The organism is Devosia rhodophyticola (assembly GCF_028816475.1).
Lineage (GTDB): Bacteria > Pseudomonadota > Alphaproteobacteria > Rhizobiales > Devosiaceae > Devosia > Devosia rhodophyticola.
Map to the genome: position 1 here is coordinate 480,607 of NZ_CP118247.1, position 19,087 is coordinate 499,693.

The window sequence follows — 19,087 nt, forward strand, 5'->3', positions numbered from 1 at the left end:
TGGCGTTACGTGCTGAAATCGAAACCGCCATGAGCGAAGTCGCAAAGGCGGTCCGCGATTGGCAGTCGATGCTGAACCGGATCAATAATGCGGCGGCGGCGCTCCAGACATCGAAAGCCAGTGTGCCCAATGCGCAGCGCGATGAGGCCATCTATTTTCTCGGCTGGCTGACCGAACATAATTTCACATTTCTAGGGATGCGCGAATATCGGTTGGGTGATGGCATGCAGCTTGAGCCCATTGCTGAGAGCGGATTGGGCATTCTCAGCGATGTCGAAACGCGTTTCCTGCGTTCTGGTCCCGACTATGTCGAAATGACCCCGCAGCATGTCGCGTTTCTCAAGTCGCGCGATCCGCTTCTGGTTACCAAGGCCAATATCCGGGCACGGGTGCATCGGCGCGCTCACATGGATTATGTCGGCATCAAGCTTTACGATGCCGATGGTCAGGTAAGTGGGGAGCTGCGAGTTTTGGGGCTCTATACCTCCAAAGCACTTGCCATGCCGCACAATGAAGTCCCGATGATCCGCCAGAAAATCACGGCGGTGATGCAAAAATCCGGGCTGGACCCGGCCAGTCACGCCGGTCGGGCATTGCTCAGCGCGCTCGACACCTATCCGCGCGATGAACTTTTCCAGATTGATGCCGATGTTCTGGCCGAATATGCCCATGCCATCGCCGGACTTTATGACCGGCCACGGGTGCGGGTGCTGCCGCGCATCGACCAGTTCGACAATTTCGTATCAATCCTGATTTTCCTGCCCCGCGACCGGTATGACAGCGATGTCCGGGTTCGGGTCAACGACTATCTGGCAGATCGCTACGATGGCCGGATATCGGCCTATTATCCGCACTTCCCGGAAGGGGATCTGGTGCGGTTGCATCTGATCATCGGACGCAACGGCGGGGCAACGCCCCGCCCCGAGCGGTCTGAACTTGAAGCGCGCGTCGAAGAATTGACACGCAGTTTTGGCGATATGCTGATCGCCGCAGCAAGCGATCCTGCGGGCATCGTGAAGTATCGCGACGCCTTTTCGGCGGCCTACCAGTCGCGCAATGATACCCAGGACGGTTTGCGCGACATTGCAGTGCTGCAGGGGCTCGAAAATGAAGCCCACATCGCGATCAAACTGCGCCATCGCCAAGGTGGTGAAGGCGATCTGGGGCTGAAATTTTATCATAGCAACAGCGCTATCCCCCTGAGCGACCGTGTGCCGATGCTGGAATTTTTCGGATTCCGCGTTATTGACGAGCGCACTTATACCGTCACGCCCACGGACGGTGTGGACCGCTACATCCACGACATGGTGCTGGCGGCTGCCGATGGGCATGCAATTGATATTGCCAGCGTCGCCGACCCGATAGAGGCGGGATTGCTGGCGGTCTGGGACGGGTTGGCTGAAAGCGACGGCTTTAACGGCCTGATCCTCAAGGCCGGATTGAGTTGGGATGATGCGGCGCTGTTGCGGTCATTGGCGCGCTATTTACGCCAACTCAACATATCCTACGGTCACCGTTATCTGGCGCAGGTAATGGTCACTCAGGCCAGCGCGTCGCAGGCGCTGGTCAGTCTGTTTCAGGCGCTGCACGATCCGGCCGCACAAGATCGCGAGGGGCGTGCGAAGGCGGCGCGCGACTCGCTGGCCATCACGCTTGAAGCTGTCACATCGCTTGATGAAGACCGCATCGTGCGACGGTTTCTCAATCTGATCGATGCTTCGGTGCGCACCAACGCCTATCAGCGCGATGAGGCAGGCAATCGCAAACCAGCATTGGCGGTCAAATTTGACTGCGCCAAGGTCGAGGGCATGGCGGCCCCACGACCCTATCGCGAGATTTTTGTCTATTCGCCCCGCGTTGAGGGTGTGCATCTGCGCTTTGGTGCCATTGCGCGCGGCGGCATACGCTGGTCGGATCGGCCAGAAGACTTCCGCACCGAGGTTCTGGGTCTGGTCAAGGCGCAGCAGGTCAAAAACGCCGTCATCGTGCCGGTTGGTGCCAAGGGTGGCTTTTTCCAAAGCGTTCGACCGCCGGGCTTGCCCGCGAAGCGGTCCTGGCCGAAGGGATAGCCAGTTACACCGTCTTTATCGGATCGCTGCTCGATATCACCGACAATTTGGTCGGCGACACTGTGGCTCCGCCAGAAAATGTCCGCCGGATGGATGGCGACGACCCCTATCTGGTGGTCGCAGCCGACAAGGGCACGGCGAGTTTTTCAGATACCGCGAACGCCATCGCCATCAACCGTGATTATTGGCTGGGCGATGCTTTCGCCTCCGGCGGCTCGGCGGGTTATGACCACAAGGAAATGGGCATCACCGCGCGTGGCGGTTGGGAAGCGGTCAAGCGTCACTTCCGCGAAATGGATCGCGATATTCAGACCAGTCCCGTCACAGTGGCCGGCGTTGGCGACATGTCGGGCGACGTGTTTGGCAACGGCATGCTGCTATCGCGCGAGATCAGGTTGGTGGCCGCCTTTGACCACCGTGATATTTTTATCGACCCAACGCCCGACGCCGCCAGCAGTTTCGCAGAGCGGCAGCGCCTGTTCGAATTGCCGCGATCAAGCTGGAAGGATTATGATCTCAAACTGATCTCGCAGGGCGGCGGGGTGTTCCCGCGCACGCTCAAGGCCATCCCCATCAGTGCCGAAATGCAGGAACTTCTGGGCATCAGTGCCAGTGCGGCCACGCCGCAGGAGATCATGTCGGCAATTTTGGCGGCCTCAGTCGATCTGTTGTGGTTTGGCGGTATCGGCACCTATATCCGCTCCAGTCACGAAACCAACGCTGATGCAGGGGACCGCGCCAATGATTCAATCCGTATTCCGGCAACGCTGGTTCGAGCCAAGGTCGTTGGTGAAGGTGCCAATCTGGGGATAACCCAGCGCGGGCGCATCGAATATGCGTTGGCGGGAGGGGCCATCAACACCGACGCCATCGACAACTCAGCGGGCGTCAATTCGAGTGACCTTGAGGTCAATATCAAGATCGCGGTAGCGCCCCTGTTGGCCGATGGCAGCTTCAATCAGGAGCAACGCAACAGTTTTCTGGCGGAAATGACTCCAGAGGTGGCAGCGCTTTGCCTGCGAAACAATTATCTGCAGAGCCTTGCCCTGTCGTTGGCAGAGCGCTCGGGTCTTTCAGAATTGCCCGACCATCGCGAATTCATGGCTCGGCTGGAACAGCGCGGACTTCTGGATCGACAGGTGGAATTCCTGCCCTCAGAGGTGGTTATCACTGAACGCGCTGCCAAGGGCCATGCATTGAGCCGACCGGAGCTGGCGGTTTTACTGGCCTATGCCAAGTTATCGCTTTACGCCGATCTTTTGGAATCCCCGCTGCCGGACAATCCCCATCTGGGCGATGAGCTATTCCGCTATTTCCCGGAAACATTGCATAACCGCTATCCCGAATGTGTCATTACCCATCGGTTGCGGCGCGAAGTCATCGCCACGGTTCTGGCCAATGCCATCATCAACCGGGGCGGGCCAGCCTTTGTCACCGAACTGATGGCCGCGACCAGCACCGGGGTTGGCGATGTTGCCATTGCCTATGTGGCGACGCGGGACATTTACGGACTGGGCGAGCTTAACGCGCTGGTTGACGCGCTGGACAATAAAGTATCTGGCGATGTCCAGCTTGAGCTTTACGAGCGAATGCGGGCGCTGCTGCAGCAGGAAGTCTTGTGGTTTCTGCGCAATAGCGATTTAAGCCAGCCTCTACCCGATATCATTGCCCGCCATGCTGGGGGTGTCGCCACCCTGCGCGATATGCTGCCCGAACTGGTTTCCCCCAGCATCACCGAGGCAATCTCTGCCGAGGTTTCAAAGGCCGAGGCGCATGGTGTTCCGGCACAAACTGCCCGCAGGATCGCCGAATTGCCGGTGCTTTCCTATGCCAGCGACATTGTCCTGATCAGTGAACGGGGTGGTGTTTCGGTTGGCGAGGCCGCCCACGCGTTCTTCGGGGTGTTTGCGATCTTTGAGCTTTGGTCCATCCTTGATCAGGGGCGCGCCATCAAGCTGGATGATCGGTTTGATCGCATGGCACTGGATCGGGCCCTGGCCAATCTGATGCGTGCCCAGCGCGATTTAACCATTGATGTGCTTGGATCGGGCAAAGGCAGCATGGCCGATCGGCTGGCGCGCTGGCGCAAGTCACGAGCCGCCGGCATCGAACGGGCGGCAACCGCTGTTGGCGAATTGCGGCAGGGCCAGTTAAGCGTCTCGCGCCTTTCGGTTGCCGCGGGTCTTTTGGGTGATCTGGCGCGACAAAGTTGATTGGTCAAGTGCAATGTCGCGCTTGCCAAATGCGGGCTTTCGCGACATTACCAATTGACCCATACCAGTATCGAGGAAGCTATTGATGAGCGCGCCCAAGACTTTGCAGGACTGGCTTCAGGCCGAGGCTCCCTCGTCCGAACTGGCTGGCGTCATCACAACGATTGCGGCGGCCTGTGCCGAAATTGCCAAGGTGCTGCGCACCGCACCGACCGACGGCTTGGCCGGTGCCACCGACCACACCAATGTGCAGGGGGAGACGCAAAAGCAGCTCGACGTTGTTTCAAACGATATATTCATCAAGCACATACGCCAGAATGCTGCCATTTCGATTCTGATATCGGAAGAGTTGGATGAAGAACTTCACATGCAGAATCAAGGGCGCTTCGCCATCGCCACCGATCCTTTGGACGGGTCTTCAAATCTGGACGTAAACGTCACGGTGGGCTCGATTTTTTCGGTTCTCGCCGTCGATCCCAATGCGCCCGATCTATTGCAACCCGGCAGCGAACAACTCGCGGCGGGCTATGCAGCCTATGGCCCCTCGACCAGCCTGCTGTTGACGTTTGGCAAGACGACGGCGGCGTTCACGCTCTCTAACGAGGGGGTGTTCATGCTGGATCGCGAGGCGGTTCAGGTGGCGGCACAGTCGGGTGAATATGCCATCAACAGTGCGCGCCAGCGGTTCTGGGACGCGCCAACCTCAACCTACGTAGCCCAAAACATTGCGGGCGAAGAGGGCGAACTCGGCAAGCGCTACAATATGCGCTGGGTCGGTTCGATGGTTGCCGACATTCACCGCATTCTGATGCGTGGCGGTATTTTTCTTTATCCGCTCGATAGCGAAACCACGGCCAAGGGCGGCCGCCTGCGCCTGTTGTACGAAGCCAATCCGATGAGCCTGCTGCTCGAAGCGGCGGGTGGGGCTGCCTCGACCGGCCATGGGCGCATTCTGGATGTGGTCCCAACCGACATTCACCAGCGCGTGCCGGTGATCATGGGATCATCGGCCGAAGTGGCGCGCCTCGATGCGCTATATGCCAAAGCCAAATAGACAAGAGAGGTAAATCGTTAGCCGGACAAATTGCATGGTTGCGATTGTCCCGATATAGGAAGGGTAGAACACCAGAAATCGGCAGCCGACCGATTTGAGGAGCCCCCTATGTCCGATTATGCCAAACTCCTGCCCTCCACAAATGCTGCATCTTGGGCGGGCCGCCCCTTCCATAGGCAATGGCTGATGCGGCAGGCCAACAATCTGTTTGATTTTTTTCAGGAAACCTCGATCGATCCTGATGGCGGGTTCTACGAACTCGATGACAAGGGCAACGCCCTTAACGCCGACCACAATATCTGCCAGATCCACACAGCCACACGCATGGTGCATTGCTTTGCTGTTGGTGCCCTGATCGGGCGCCCCGGTTCCGATGAAATGGTTGACCACGGCATGCGCTTTATCTGGGAGCGTCTGCGCGACGAGCGCCACGGCGGCTATTTCTGGTCATGTGACCGTAACGGCCCGGTCAACACGATCAAACAGGCGTACGGCCATGCCTTCGTGCTTCTGGCGGCCTCGAGCGCCAAACTGGCCGGACACAGACTGGCGGATCAAATGCTGGCGGATGTTACCGAGGTGATCAACACCCGCTTCTGGGACGATAAACGCGGGGCGGTGCGCGAAGAATTTAACGCTGACTGGTCCCCGGTCGCTGAATATAACGGCCAGAATTCCAATATGCATATGACCGAAGCGCTCATGGCCGCCTTTCAGGCCACAGGCGAAAAAAGCTATCTGGACAAGGCCGAACGCATTGCCGAATTGATCATTGGCAAACACGCAGTTGCCATGGACTATCGGGTTGCCGAACACTTTGATGGCGATTGGGTGCTCGACAAATCCTATCTGGGCAACGAAATGTTCCGCCCGGCGGGCACCACACCCGGCCATTGGCTGGAATGGTCCCGCCTGCTGCTGCAATTGTGGACGCTTGGCCACAAGCGGCTAAGCTGGATGACCGATGCCTCGCGCCAATTGTTCCGCCGCTCGATTGAGCTGGGCTGGGACGATAAGCATGGTGGGTTCTTTTACACGCTCGATTGGGACAACAAGCCGGTCATGACCGAAAAGCTCTGGTGGCCGCTCAGCGAGGCCATTGGGGCGGCGGCCTATCTCAGCGACCATGATCGCGATCAGTTCTTTCAGCTCTGGTATCGCAAATTGTGGGATTTTGCGGCCAATCACCTGATCGACACCAAGAGCGGGGGCTGGCGGTCGGAATTGACGACAGATTTACGCCCCAGCGCCCGGCTGTTTACCGGCAAGCCTGACATTTATCACGCGCTACAGGCCTGCCTCATTCCGCTCTATCCCACGACGGGGAGCCTGGCCAACGCCATTATTGAGGCAGACCACACCAGTCACTATTGATCTGACGCGTTTTCCGTTTCACACCCCAGGTGCGAAACAGGAAAACGGTCAAGGAGTTGGCATTCGGCCCGCAACGGTTGCAAGTGATGCGGACCCCGCGTACATGTCCAGCAACGCAAATACAGGCTGGCCATGTCACATTCCCCTAGCTTTCCTGCGCACCTGCCGCGCCCTACTGTTGAACGCGCCGTTCTGGCGGCGCTGGAGGAAGATTTGGGGCTGGCTGGCGATTTGACCAGCCAGGCGACCCTATCGCCAAATGATCGCGCCACGGCCTTGCTCGGCGCGCGCGAGGCAGGCGTCATTGCCGGGCTTGATCTGGCAGCGGCAGCCTTTCGGTTGATCGGCGATGGCGTGACCTTCACGCCCCAGCTTGCCGACGGCGACAGCGTTGCGGCGGGAGCTCTGGTTGCGCGCATAGATGGTCCGGCCCGGTTGGTGATGTCGGCGGAACGCGTGGCGCTCAACTTCCTCAATCATTTGAGTGGCATTGCGACCCTCACCCGACGCTATGCTGACGAGGTGGCGGGCACCTCGGCGCGCATCTGCGACACGCGCAAGACAACGCCCGGATTACGGGCGTTCGAAAAATACGCTGTGCGCTGCGGGGGCGGTGCCAACCACCGCTACAGTCTGGATGACGCGATCCTGATCAAGGATAATCATATCGCCGTGGCTGGTAGTGTTACCGCCGCCTACAAGGCAGCCACGGCCTTTGCCGGACATTTGGTCGCCATTGAAATTGAAGTTGCAAGTCTTGACGAACTTGGTGAGGCGCTCGAAGCCGGTGCGCGGGTCATATTGCTCGACAATATGGACAATGAGAAATTGAAGCAGGCGGTCGCGCTGAACAAGGGCCGGGCCCGGCTTGAGGCTTCAGGAGGGGTCAAGCTGGATCGGGTCCGCTCCATTGCTGAAACCGGGGTAGATTTCATTTCGACCAGTCAAATCACAATGGCGGCGGTGCCACTCGATCTTGGCCTTGACGTGGAGATTTTGCGTCCATGAGCCAATCCATGGTTGAATTGATGGTCGATGCGTCGATGGCTGCGGCCCGCCTGATCAATATGGTCTATGCGCGCCCCATTGCGGCAACGCAGAAATCGGACGGCTCGCCCGTTACCGAGGCAGATGCCGCCGCCGAAACTGTCATATTGGAAATGCTGGCCGCAACCAGGTTGCCCGTCCTCGCCGAGGAAAGCGCCTCTGCGGGCCGAATTCCGGCCCTGGGGGAACGCTATTTTGTCGTCGATCCACTCGATGGCACCAAGGAATTTATCAAGCGCAATGGCGAGTTTACTGTCAATATTGCTCTGATTGAACATGGTCGCCCCACCATTGGCGTTGTTCTGGCACCCGTAACCGGGGCGACCTATGTCGGCAGTTCGGCGGGCGCATTCATTTGCGATACCAGCGGCGGCATCATCGAAAACAAGCGCCCGATAAGGGTCAGCCCGGCCGGCCCCATTCGAATTGTTGCCAGTCGTTCGCATGGGCATGAAGCGCTGGCGCACCTATGCGAAAGCCTCAAGGTTGTTGAGGATGTCTCAATCGGGTCCTCGCTCAAGTTCTGCCTTTTGGCGCAGGGCGCGGCAGAGCTGTATCCGCGTTTCACCCCCACCTGCGAATGGGATACGGCAGCGGGTCAGGCAGTTCTTGAAGCGGCAGGTGGTGCGGTTTTGACGCTTGATGGCCATCCCCTGCACTATGGCAAACGCTCGAGCGATTTTCTGAATCCGTTTTTCGTTGCAGCGGCCAGCACTGACCTTGCCAAGCAGGCCGCGCGCGAAATGGTGCACCTGGTCGCCTGAACCTTCCCTCCTATACGACAAATTAACGCAATGGGGTGATGAGTCACCTGTGCACACTTGCGTCAATCCGAACGAGCATATATAGCGCCGATATATGTTCGGCCACTATATACTCATTCGAGGGGCGTCCGCATGAACGTCAGAACACTTTGCCTGTCGATCCTGTTCGAAGGCGATGCCACCGGTTACGAAATTCGCCGCCTGTCCGTAGAGGGCGAGTGCGCCTATTTTGTTGAAGCCAGTTTCGGTTCGATCTACCCAGCGCTCGCCAAGCTTGACGAAGAGGGTTTGGTCACAAGCCGAATTGAACCGCAGGAAGGCAAGCCTTCGCGCAAGGTCTATTCGATTACCGATGCGGGGCGCGCCGAATTTGTTCAGGCCTTGCAGGGCCCACTGGAAGATGATGTTTTTCGCAGTCCCTTCCTGCTATTCGCCCGCTTTGCCCACCTGTTGCCAGCCGATCTGGTCGAGGCACGGCTGACGGAGCACTTGAACCGACACATAGAATCTCAGAAAAAATTCGATGACCTGCTTGCGGAGCGCTCCTCCACTGCGTCAGACGCATGGGTCATCAACTACGGACGTGCCATAATGGCGGTTGCAGAACACCATTTACGCACCCATATGCACGAACTGGTCACTTTGGCGCGATCTGAAGCCGACGACCGAGACGCAGCCGAATAAGGGGCAACATAATGCGAGCTTATATTTCATACGGTATAGCCGGATTGATCATTCTTGGCGTGGCCGCATGGCTTTCGACCGGAGTATTGGTGATCGGCGGCAACGGGCCGGGGCATGGCGAAAAGCCATTGATTGCAGTCATTGAAGGTCAGGAAGACGGCCCGATTGCCAATTCACTGGATGGCGCGGGCCTGTTGGCCGAGCCAGAGCATAACGCCGAAGCGTCCGATCCGGCCCTTACCATCGCTGAACGCGTCGCCTTGACCAGTACGGGCGACAATGTGCCGCTTCAGTCGGTGCGTACGGTAACCTACATGGTCAAACCCATGGCTCTTCAGGTTCCTTTGCGCGGCCGCACGCAAGCCAAATCCACGGTGACTGCGGTGGCGCAGACCTCGGCGATTGTCGACACCGTCCATGTAGCCAAGGGCCAGAAGGTTGCCGTCGGCGACAAACTTTGCACCCTTGATCAGGGTACGCGGGTTGCGGCGCTCGAGCAGGCCAAGGCGGGTCTTGAACAGGCCAAGGCATCTCAGGTTCAGGCCCAGCTTGATTTCGACACCAATGCGGAATTGCGCAAGAAGGGTCTTGCTGCGTCCAACAGTGGTCGCGGTCCCGAGGTGGCGCTGACAGCTGCCAAAGCGGGTGTCAGTTCGGCTCAGGCCGGTCTTGACAATGCCCAGGCTGAACTTGATCGCACCGAAATTCTGGCCAAGGTTGCAGGCATTGTGCAGGATCCTGTCGCCTCGGCAGGCTCCATGCTGGCCATGGGCGCGCCGTGTGCCAGCATCGTGCAGCTGGATCCAATGGTATTTGTCGGCCAGGTGCCCGAAGCGCGCATTGGATTGGCCAAGACCGGACTGGAAGCGCAGATCACTACAGTGACTGACCAGAAGGTTGAGGGCAAAGTCAGTTATATCGCGTCGACCGCCGACCCGGCGACCCGCTCATTCCCCGTCGAGATCGAATTTCCCAATCCCAATGGCGCGATCCGCGATGGCATTACCGCCACCGCTACCGTTGATATGGGTAGCGCACCAGCACATCTGTTGCCTCAGTCGGTTTTGACGCTCAATGACGATGGCGTGCTCGGTGTGCGGGCCGTTGATCAAGAAAAGGTCAAATTCTACCCGGTTCAGATTGCCAGCGACACGCGCCAGGGCGTCTGGGTACTCGGCCTACCCGCCAAGGTTGATGTGATTGTCATTGGCCAGGAATATGTGACTGACGGCCAGTCGGTCGATGCGACCAACGTTCCGGAGAGTGCTGCGCTATGATGAATATTCTCGAGCGCGTCCTGCGCATGCCGCGCGTGGTGCTGACGGTTATGGCACTGCTGCTTATAGCCGGCTTTGGCGCTTACACCACTCTGCCCAAGGAAAGCTTTCCAGCGATTGATATTCCTTACTTCTATATCTCGGTCTCCCAGACCGGGGTATCGCCGCGCGACGCCGAACAACTCCTGGCTAAGCCGATTGAGGACCGCATCAAGGACCTCGATGGGCTGGAGAATTATTCCACCACTTCGACGACGGGCCATGTCTCAGTATTCCTCGAATTCAACGTCAATACTGACAAGGATCAGGCACTGTCGGACATTCGCGCCAAGATGGACGGTGCCAGCGCCGACTTGCCTGACGACGCGAAGGCGCCGACGGTTAATGAGATTTCATTTACTGACACCCCATCCATCTCGGTAGCAGTCTATGGCAAAGTGCCTGAGCGCGAGTTGGTGCAGCGCGCCAAGGATTTGCAGACTGAGCTTGAGGGGATCAATGACGTTCAGAGCGTGACCATTTCGGGTTCGCGCGATGAAATGCTTGAGGTCACCATCGATCTCAACCGTCTCGAAGCCTATGGCTTGACCGCCTCCCAATTGTTCGACGCCTTGGCCAAGAACAATATGGTGGTTCCCGGTGGCACGCTCGATACTGGCCAGGGTTCGTTCAACGTCGAAGTCCCCGGTCTGATCAAGAGCGCCCAGGACGTTTATTCGCTGCCGCTCAAGACCAGTGGCGATACAGTGGTGACCTTTGGCGACGTGGCCAACATCAAGCGTACTTTTCAGGACGCAACCGAATATTCGCACGTCAACGGCCAGCCCGCCATTACGCTTGGCGTAATAAAGAAGCTTGGCACCAACGTCATCAGTGTGTCCGACGAAGTGCGTACGGAGACGACGAAATTCACCTCCGCGTGGCCTACTGGCATCCAGCACAGCTTCCTGATTGATCAGGCTGACACCACCAAAAACCTGTTCCGCTCACTTGAAGCGGCGGTTTTGACGGCCGTGGCTCTGGTGATGATTACCTGCGTTGCCACCCTTGGTGTGCGCCCTGCCCTGATGATCGGCATGTCGATCCCGATATCATTCATGATCGCCTTCCTTGTCGTTCAGATGATGGGCATGACCATCAACATGATGATCATGTTCGGTCTGGTGCTGGCGGTGGGCGTTCTGGTGGATGATCCGATCGTTGTGGTTGAATATGCCGAGCGAAAGCTGCAGGAAGGCGTGCCCAAGCGGGAAGCCTTCATCATGGCCGCCAAGAAAATGTTTGTGCCCGTCGTGTCGGCCACGTTCACGACGCTGGGTGCCTTCATTCCGCTGCTGTTTTGGCCCGGTATTATCGGCAAGTTCATGAGTTACCTGCCAATCATCGTGATCGTGGTGATGATTGCCTCGCTGGTGTCAGCGCTGATTTTCATGCCTATCATCGGTGCCTTCATTGCCTCGACCCATGTGGACGAAAAGGCGCGCGAAGCGGCTGACATCGTCATGTATGCCGACAAGTTCGACCCCAAGAAGGTCAAGGGCCTGACCGGCATCTACGTGCGCACCATGTCCCATCTGATGCACCAGCCCCTCCTGACGCTTGGCGTCGGCTTCACCATCGTGGGGCTGATGTTCTTTGCCTACATATCGAATCCGACCGGCACCGAAGCGTTCCCTGCCTCCGAGCCCGAGTTCGGCACGGTCAATGTGATTGCACGCGGCAATTATTCGCCAGTCGAAGTCCGCGACATGCTGATGGAGGTCGAAAATCAACTGCTGCAGGTCCAGGGCATCCAGGACGTGATCATGACATTTGGCGGTCAGGGTGGTTTTGGCGGCAGCGCGCCGCCTGACACCATTGGCTCGTTCAATCTCCAGTTGGTCGACTACAAGGAACGCGTCAAGGCTGAGGAAATCTTTACCGATATCCGCAAGCGTGTCGCCCCGATTTCGGGCCTTGAAGTTCAGATCGCGGCGCAGGAAAACGGTCCGCCAGCGGGCAAGTCCATCAATCTGCGGGTTGAGGGCAATACCTATGACGACCTTAGCCCGGCCGTTGCCAAGCTGCGCGACTATATCGAAAATGATCTGGGCAACACCATCGACGTTGAAGATGGTCGGCCCTCCCCGGCATTGACTGGCAGATCACGATTGATCGTGTGGAAGCGGCAAAATATGGCATCGGCGTCCGCGAACTGAGCCCCTATGTTCAGTTGGTGACATCGGGCGTCAAGCTGGGCAGCTACCGCCCTGAAGACGGCAATGATGAGCTCGACATCAAGGTTCGCCTTCCCGAGGACGAGCGCACCTTCAATGCGCTGGACTCGTTGCGGATCATCACCTCACAGGGTCTGATACCGGTGTCGAATTTCATCAATCGCAAGGCCGTGCCCAAGGTCGCCAACATCGCGCGTCGCAATGGCGTCTATGCGATGACGGTTGCCGCAAATCTTGAGCCGGGCACTGCCAGCGACGAGAAGATCAAGCAACTCAAGGCCTGGCAGGATACCCAGACCTGGCCTGATAGTGTCAAGATCGTCTATGGCGGTGCCGCCGAGCAGGTTGATGATACCAATGCGTTCATCGTCCAGGCTTTCGGGGCTGCGATGTTCCTGATCTTCTTCGTGCTACTGCTGGAGTACAACAGCTTCTATCAGGTGCTGGTCACGCTCTCGACGGTGATCATGTCGCTGGCAGGCGTGCTGTTGGGCATGCTGGTTACCGGCATGAGCTTTTCAGCGATCATGACCGGGTTGGGCATTGTAGCGCTCGCGGGTATCGTGGTGAAAAACGGCATCGTTCTGATCGATACCTATAACCACTATAATCGCGATGAAGGGGTTGAACCGATCAAGGCCATGCTGATCACCACTTCACAACGTGTGCGTCCTGTGTTGCTGACGGCAACCGTGACGGCGCTGGGCGTCATCCCGATGGCGATGAATGTCGAGTTCGACTTCATCCGTCGTGAAATCGTTGTTGGCGGCATTGCCGGTTCGTGGTTCATCCATCTGTCGGCAGCGCTGGTTTCGGGGCTGTTCGTTTCGACCGCCCTGACGCTGATCATGGTGCCGGTGATGGTGGTTGCGCCTACGGTATTGTGGGGCCAGATCAAGTGGGTGGGTGCGCGGTTTGCGGGCCTTGGCCTGCTGATTGCCAGCCCCTTCCGTCGTCGCGAGACAGCGGCCCCTGCCGGGTTTGATGGCATGGCGCTGGAAGTGCCCACCGGCACCGATAGTTCACAGCGCTATATTGTCTCCAAGGACGTCAGCGTTCCCAAGGATGTCGGGCTGGTTGAAAACGAAAAGAACGGCGTTACCGTCGTCAGCCGCCCAGAAGCGGCCGAATAGACCGAACCCAATCCAGACAAAGGCCCGCAGCGATGCGGGCCTTTTTTTGTTGGTTACCCTGGCGGTTTTCGTTTGGTTCACGACGTGGATCTCGTCCCCGGCCCAACATTTGCAGATGCTTCCTGTAGCCACGCCTTGATTTGCTGGTCGACCTTCTCTCCCAGTTCGAGCGTGAAGCGGTTGGTGACGACTTTCCTGGTTGTGTGAAACGATGCCTTGAGATGCTGATGGTCAACTGGGTGCAACAGATCGATCGAGCATTCCAGGTACTTGCCTTTGATATAAGCTGTAGCGAAAGTGCGCTTGACACGCCAGGCGACCATTGTTTTAGAGACCTTCTCATCAACGTCGGACCCAGCAGCGAGCGCGGCGGCGCGAAACGCCAGAAACAACGCTACCGCCGCCTCGTTCTTGTCCTTGAGATATTCAGCAATTTTCTCGTCTGACTCGCGCATCGGAAAAACCATGTCTTCGGTGTGACTTTCGGGCATTACATAGTCTGCCCCTCAATCCATTTCGGTTCAATGTATATAACGTATTGCGTTATATAACGTATCGCGTTATATTCCCACATGATCCAAAGTTTCGCTGATCCTGAAACCGAATTGATATGGTCAGGACGGCGAAGCCGCAAACTGCCGCCGGATATTCAGACGGTATCCCTGCGCAAGCTGCGCATGCTCAATCAGGCCCGTGTTCTACAGGATATGCGGGTGCCACCTGGCAATCGTCCTGAAGCCCTCAAAGGGCCGCACATCGGGCAGCATAGCATCCGGATCAATGATCAATGGCGCATCTGCTTTGAATGGCAGGATGGAGGACCGAGCAATGTCGAAATCGTCGACTACCATGACTGACCTTCTGCCCAATCCGCATCCCGGCGAAATTTTGCTGGATGAATTTTTGAAGCCGATGGGCATCAGTCAGAATGCGGTGGCGCGGGCAGTGCATGTGCCGCCACGCCGCATCAATGAAATTGTCCTGGGCAAACGTAGTCTGACTGCGGACACCGATCTGCGGCTTGCCCGCTATTTCGGCATGTCCGAGGGGTTCTTTCTTGGGCTACAAGCGGATTACGATCTTCTGGAGCGCCGCCGGGAAATTGAAAGCGATCTGAGCGCGATCAATCCAAGGGCTGCCTGAAAAAGGGATAGTCCGTCGCAAATTCTGGTGCGGTTAGGCACTATCATTTCTTAAACTTATCCCCTGCCCCCAAAACACCGCCATATTATTCGGGTCGCCCCCTCTTGCGAGGTCATGACGAGTGATGAGGGGGCGAGGCTGGTGGATCGGAGGTCGCTCCGGTTCGGGCCAAGCCGCAACGGGTTGGCTGTCTCGGGGTAGGCAGCTGTCTTAAAATGCCGCGACGGGGACTGTTTTCTTCGTCAAGACTGGCTCGGCTCACGGATTCGCTTGATGCGGCCAGTGGGCCAAAACGGGAGCCAAGCGGTGACGGGCAGTCCTTTATTGTCCCAAACCCTTGTGGAACAGGTCAAAAACTCCGGTCACCTCGGGCGAGGCAAGCCTCGTTACTTTAGCTAGTTTCTGGGGCTTGTCTCGCCCGAGGTTCGCGATCAATCTTACCGCAGGCGCAGGGCGTCGGCGCGCTTTTGCACGCCAACCTTTTGCAATATCATCACCTGATGCTCGCCTATTCGGCTGCCGGCATGCCGCGCTTGACGAAACCGTCGGGATCGTTGGCGGTGCGCAATAGCCGCTCTTCGGCTTCGGTCGCTTCACGCTGACGGTTCCACATTTGTGCATAAAGCCCGTCCCGCTTCAGCAGGTCGTCGTGACGGCCCCGTTCAGCAATATGGCCTTCGCGCAGCACCAATATCTCATCGGCGTTGATCACGGTCGACAGACGGTGCGCAATCACTACCGTGGTGCGATTGGCCGAGACGGCATCGAGCGCTGACTGAATGTCGCGCTCGGTCTTGGTATCGAGTGCGGACGTTGCCTCATCAAGGATCAGAATGGCCGGTCCCTTGAGGATAGTACGGGCGATGGCAACGCGCTGCTTTTCGCCGCCCGAGAGCTTGAGGCCGCGTTCGCCTACCGGGGTGTCATATCCCTTGGGCAATGTCTCAATAAAGTCGCCCACCTGCGCCATTTTGGCGGCATCGTGGATTTCGCTCTGGCTGGCACCGGGACGACCATATTCGACGTTATAGCCGATAGTATCGTTAAACAGCACCGTGTCCTGTGGCACCATGCCGATAGCAGCACGCAGGGAGTTCTGGCTGACGTCGCGCAGATCCTGCCCGTCGATAGTGATCGAACCATCGGTTACATCATAAAAGCGATAGAGCAGCCGCGAGATCGTGGATTTGCCCGCCCCGGTCGGCCCGACAATGGCCACGGTTTTGCCAGCGGGAACCTCAAAGCTTACGCCCTTGAGAATTTCACGATCCGGATCATAGTTGAATTTGACGTCGTTGAAGCGGATCACCGGACCGGTGACCTCCAGCGGCCTGGCACCGGGCTTGTCCTCGATTTCGGGGCTCTGATCGAGCAGCTTGAACATTTCCTCGATGTCGGTCAGCCCCTGCCGCAGTTCGCGATAGACAAAGCCGATGAAGTTCAGTGGCCGGTAGATCTGCATCAGGAAGGTATTGAGCAACACGAAGTCGCCCAGCGTCAGGGTTTTGTTCATGACGCCAACAACCGCCATGATCCCGATGACGACAAAGCCACTGTAAAAAATCACCGCCTGACCGAAGTTCAGAAAGCCCAGCGAGGTCCAGATGCGGATGGCGGAACGCTCATAGCCGGACATGGCATGGTCGAACCGGTCGGCCTCCATTTTCTCATTGGCAAAATATTTGACCGTCTCGAAGTTCAACAGGCTGTCGATGGCCTTGGAATTGGCATCGGTATCGCTGTTGTTCATGTCGCGGCGGATGCCGATACGCCAGTTGGAAGCCTTGATGGTGAAAAACAGATAGCCCCAGATCATCAGAATCAGCACGCCGAGATAGCTGATGCCGAACATGGTGACAAAGATCACTGCCGTTATGCAGAACTCGACAATGGTGGGGGCAATATTGAGCATGGTGAAACGCACGATGGTTTCAATGCCCTTGGTGCCACGTTCGATAACGCGGCTCAGTCCGCCGGTGCGCCGTGCCAGATGGAAGCGCAGCGACAGCCGGTGCATGTGATTGAACGTGCGGAAGGCCAGTTTGCGAACGGCGTTCTGCCCGACGCTGGCGAACAAGACGTCGCGGAGCTGCTGAAAGCCCGCATCGACAATGTTACCCACGCCATAGGCGAGCACCAGTACAATAGGTACAGCAAGGCCGAGTACCAGCGCGCTATCGGGCGCTGCAACATCAAGGCTGTCGATAATGCCTTTGTACGCGAAGGGGATGAGTGTGGTGGCAACTTTTGAAACCAGCAGAGCGCCAATGGCCAGAACGACACGCAATCGCAGGTCAGGACGGCCCACCGGCCACATGTAGCCCCAAAGGTTTTTGACAGTTGAAAGCAAAGAGCCTTCGTCCGCGCTCACCGTCGGTTTTTTAGTCCCATCGCTTTGTGACGTCATCAGACTGGGTCCATTTCCAGTTCTTTTACCGGACCACCGGTCAAACCGGCGAGCAGGCCCGTATAGGCGGCACCAAGCTCAGCGAGCCGATCGTGCCGGATGGTATAGCAATTGCGCGTGCCGCGAGACTTGCGTTCAATCAGGCCCGCGTCGAGCAGCACCTTGATGTGCTGGGATACCGTGGACTGCGCCAAAGGCAGCGACACGGTAACATCTGAACAACAACACGGAGACTGCTGCTGAGTTGCAAGAATGCGCAAGATATTGAGGCGCACAGGGTGCCCCAGGGCTCGCATAGCGGTGGCAATATCGTCGTCGCGCATTGGTTTTCTTCTTTAATCGGTACATTACGATAAAAGAAGGCAAGCCAACCTGCAAGCCCTATCGCCCCCGCCCGGTGGACAGGGACGATATTTTGTTATTGCGCTTCGCCCTCGGGCAAGGCGAACACCTGTCCGGGATAGATACGGTCGGGATCGCGGATCTGATCGGTGTTGGCATCATAGATGGTGGTGTACTTTATCCCCGCGCCATAGACCCGGCGGGCGATGGTCCAGAGATTGTCGCCGCGCCGGATAATTACCTTGCCGGACGCGAACCGCTGATTTTCAGGGCCACCAACTGCGGTACCAACCAGAGTGGGCACTTCGGGCTCGGTCGAGGCCGGTTCCGCTGTTGCTTGCTCAACCGATGGCGACGCCTGCTCGGTCGGTGCGACGGCAACATTGGCGGGTGTTGACTGGTCGGTCGCCGTCGTTTCCGGGACGGCCGCCGCAGGCTCTGCCGTCGCAACGGGTGCGGTTGAAGCGTCCGTTTCGGTCGCAACCGCCGAGGACGGCGCTTCGGTGCCCGCCTGCTCTGGTTGGGCAGGTTCGGGCGTTGGCACGGACGCTGTGTCCGCGTTAGCCGTTGCCACCGGAGGCGTTGGCGCTTCGACCAGCGGTGTTGGTGTGGCGACCGGTTGATCGTTGGTCGCGACGGCGACTGGTGCATCAGCGGCATCAGGCAGGTCGACCTTGAAATCCACTTCGGCGCGCGCCGTTACGGCGGCGGACCCGGATTTGAGAATATCCACCCGAATACGTTGGCTGGGCTTGGTCAGCACCTTGCCTGCTTCAACCAGCCAGCGGCCATCCTCCACCGTAGTGTCGGCCACGAACTGGTCATCAACATACAGCCGGACGGTTGCGCCATCAGGCCCGCCGCCCGCAATAAAGGTCCGATCGCCATCGATCTCAATGGCGTCAATTGTCGGCTGAACCTCGGCGATGGCTGTCGTTGCGGGCACAACTGGCTCGGCCGCTTCTGGTGCCTCAGGCGCAGTCGCTGTTGCCGTTGGCGTTGCGGTGTCGCTTACCGGTGGGACCGGCTGTGTAGCGGTTGCTGCATCGGGGGTCGCTAATTCAGCTGCGGGCTGAGACGTTGTCGCGTCAGACGTCTCCATGGTTGGTTCTGCCGTCGGCGTCGGTTCTGCCGATGCAACCGCCGATTGAGAGGCTGGACGGGGGGGCGTTTCTGGGGTTTGAACCGGCTCGGTCGTCGAGGCCACTACAGTTCCCTGATCGTCCACTGCCGTGTCAGTGGACGGCACAAGCGGAACTGAGACGGCCCCTGGTTCGGTTGATGGGGTGACAGCGGGCGTTTCGGCACCAGTCGTCGTTTCTGGAGCGGGCGCCGTGTCAGGAACAGCTGGTTCGCTGACCATG

General features: G+C 58.1%; 14 protein-coding genes and 1 pseudogene. 11 read left to right on the forward strand and 4 right to left on the reverse strand.

Annotation, left to right across the window (positions count from 1 at the left end; all coding sequences use genetic code 11):
* Positions 1-58 precede the first annotated feature (58 nt).
* The 9 genes and pseudogenes from PSQ90_RS02330 to PSQ90_RS02370 all read left to right on the forward strand — a co-directional run.
* Positions 59-4,279: pseudogene (locus PSQ90_RS02330) on the forward strand (NAD-glutamate dehydrogenase domain-containing protein); the annotation flags it as partial.
* 88 nt (positions 4,280-4,367) lie between these two features.
* A complete protein-coding gene (locus PSQ90_RS02335; protein WP_282211838.1) occupies positions 4,368-5,336 on the forward strand; it encodes a class 1 fructose-bisphosphatase in 969 nt (322 codons plus the stop codon).
* A 108-nt stretch (positions 5,337-5,444) separates the two neighbouring features.
* Positions 5,445-6,710 carry an AGE family epimerase/isomerase gene (locus tag PSQ90_RS02340; RefSeq protein WP_282211839.1) on the forward strand — a complete coding sequence of 422 codons (1,266 nt, stop codon included), beginning with the start codon at positions 5,445-5,447 and terminating at the stop codon, positions 6,708-6,710.
* Between the two features lie 132 nt (positions 6,711-6,842).
* A complete protein-coding gene (gene nadC, locus PSQ90_RS02345) occupies positions 6,843-7,718 on the forward strand; it encodes a carboxylating nicotinate-nucleotide diphosphorylase (protein ID WP_282211840.1) in 876 nt (291 codons plus the stop codon).
* Positions 7,715-8,521 (forward strand): 3'(2'),5'-bisphosphate nucleotidase CysQ, encoded by an 807-nt coding sequence (gene cysQ / locus PSQ90_RS02350; protein ID WP_282211841.1) that lies wholly within the window; start codon positions 7,715-7,717, stop codon positions 8,519-8,521. The genes nadC and cysQ overlap by 4 nt, the downstream gene beginning before the upstream one ends.
* A gap of 132 nt (positions 8,522-8,653) precedes the next feature.
* Positions 8,654-9,205 carry a PadR family transcriptional regulator gene (locus PSQ90_RS02355; protein WP_282211842.1) on the forward strand — a complete coding sequence of 184 codons (552 nt, stop codon included), beginning with the start codon at positions 8,654-8,656 and terminating at the stop codon, positions 9,203-9,205.
* An 11-nt stretch (positions 9,206-9,216) separates the two neighbouring features.
* Positions 9,217-10,482: an efflux RND transporter periplasmic adaptor subunit gene (locus PSQ90_RS02360; protein ID WP_282211843.1), complete on the forward strand. Its 1,266-nt coding sequence runs from the start codon at positions 9,217-9,219 to the stop codon at positions 10,480-10,482.
* Complete coding sequence (locus tag PSQ90_RS02365; RefSeq protein WP_282211844.1) at positions 10,479-12,680, forward strand: efflux RND transporter permease subunit; 2,202 nt, start codon at positions 10,479-10,481, stop codon at positions 12,678-12,680. The genes PSQ90_RS02360 and PSQ90_RS02365 overlap by 4 nt, the downstream gene beginning before the upstream one ends.
* Positions 12,641-13,831 carry an efflux RND transporter permease subunit gene (locus PSQ90_RS02370; RefSeq protein ID WP_282211845.1) on the forward strand — a complete coding sequence of 397 codons (1,191 nt, stop codon included), beginning with the start codon at positions 12,641-12,643 and terminating at the stop codon, positions 13,829-13,831. The genes PSQ90_RS02365 and PSQ90_RS02370 overlap by 40 nt, the downstream gene beginning before the upstream one ends.
* A gap of 77 nt (positions 13,832-13,908) precedes the next feature.
* Here PSQ90_RS02370 and PSQ90_RS02375 read toward each other — a convergent pair whose 3' ends face one another.
* Positions 13,909-14,322 carry a DUF5655 domain-containing protein gene (locus PSQ90_RS02375; RefSeq protein WP_282211846.1) on the reverse strand — a complete coding sequence of 138 codons (414 nt, stop codon included), beginning with the start codon at positions 14,320-14,322 and terminating at the stop codon, positions 13,909-13,911.
* An 81-nt stretch (positions 14,323-14,403) separates the two neighbouring features.
* Between PSQ90_RS02375 and PSQ90_RS02380 the strand changes: the two genes are divergently transcribed.
* Both PSQ90_RS02380 and PSQ90_RS02385 read left to right on the forward strand, forming a co-directional pair.
* Entirely contained in the window at positions 14,404-14,688 is a 285-nt protein-coding gene (locus PSQ90_RS02380) for a type II toxin-antitoxin system RelE/ParE family toxin (RefSeq protein ID WP_282211847.1), read from the forward strand.
* Positions 14,660-14,974, forward strand: coding sequence for a HigA family addiction module antitoxin (locus PSQ90_RS02385; protein WP_282211848.1), 315 nt, complete (start codon positions 14,660-14,662; stop codon positions 14,972-14,974). Before PSQ90_RS02380 ends, PSQ90_RS02385 begins: the two co-directional genes overlap by 29 nt.
* A gap of 508 nt (positions 14,975-15,482) precedes the next feature.
* Here PSQ90_RS02385 and PSQ90_RS02390 read toward each other — a convergent pair.
* The 3 genes from PSQ90_RS02390 to PSQ90_RS02400 form a co-directional block, all read right to left on the reverse strand.
* Positions 15,483-17,381 carry an ABCB family ABC transporter ATP-binding protein/permease gene (locus tag PSQ90_RS02390; RefSeq protein ID WP_282211849.1) on the reverse strand — a complete coding sequence of 633 codons (1,899 nt, stop codon included), beginning with the start codon at positions 17,379-17,381 and terminating at the stop codon, positions 15,483-15,485.
* Complete coding sequence (locus tag PSQ90_RS02395; protein ID WP_282211850.1) at positions 17,381-17,704, reverse strand: ArsR/SmtB family transcription factor; 324 nt, start codon at positions 17,702-17,704, stop codon at positions 17,381-17,383. Before PSQ90_RS02395 ends, PSQ90_RS02390 begins: the two co-directional genes overlap by 1 nt.
* Positions 17,705-17,799: 95 nt before the next feature.
* The gene (locus tag PSQ90_RS02400) at positions 17,800-19,086 is read right to left on the reverse strand and encodes a LysM peptidoglycan-binding domain-containing protein (protein ID WP_282211851.1); all 1,287 of its coding nucleotides are present in this window, start codon (positions 19,084-19,086) and stop codon (positions 17,800-17,802) included.
* Position 19,087 lies beyond the last annotated feature (1 nt).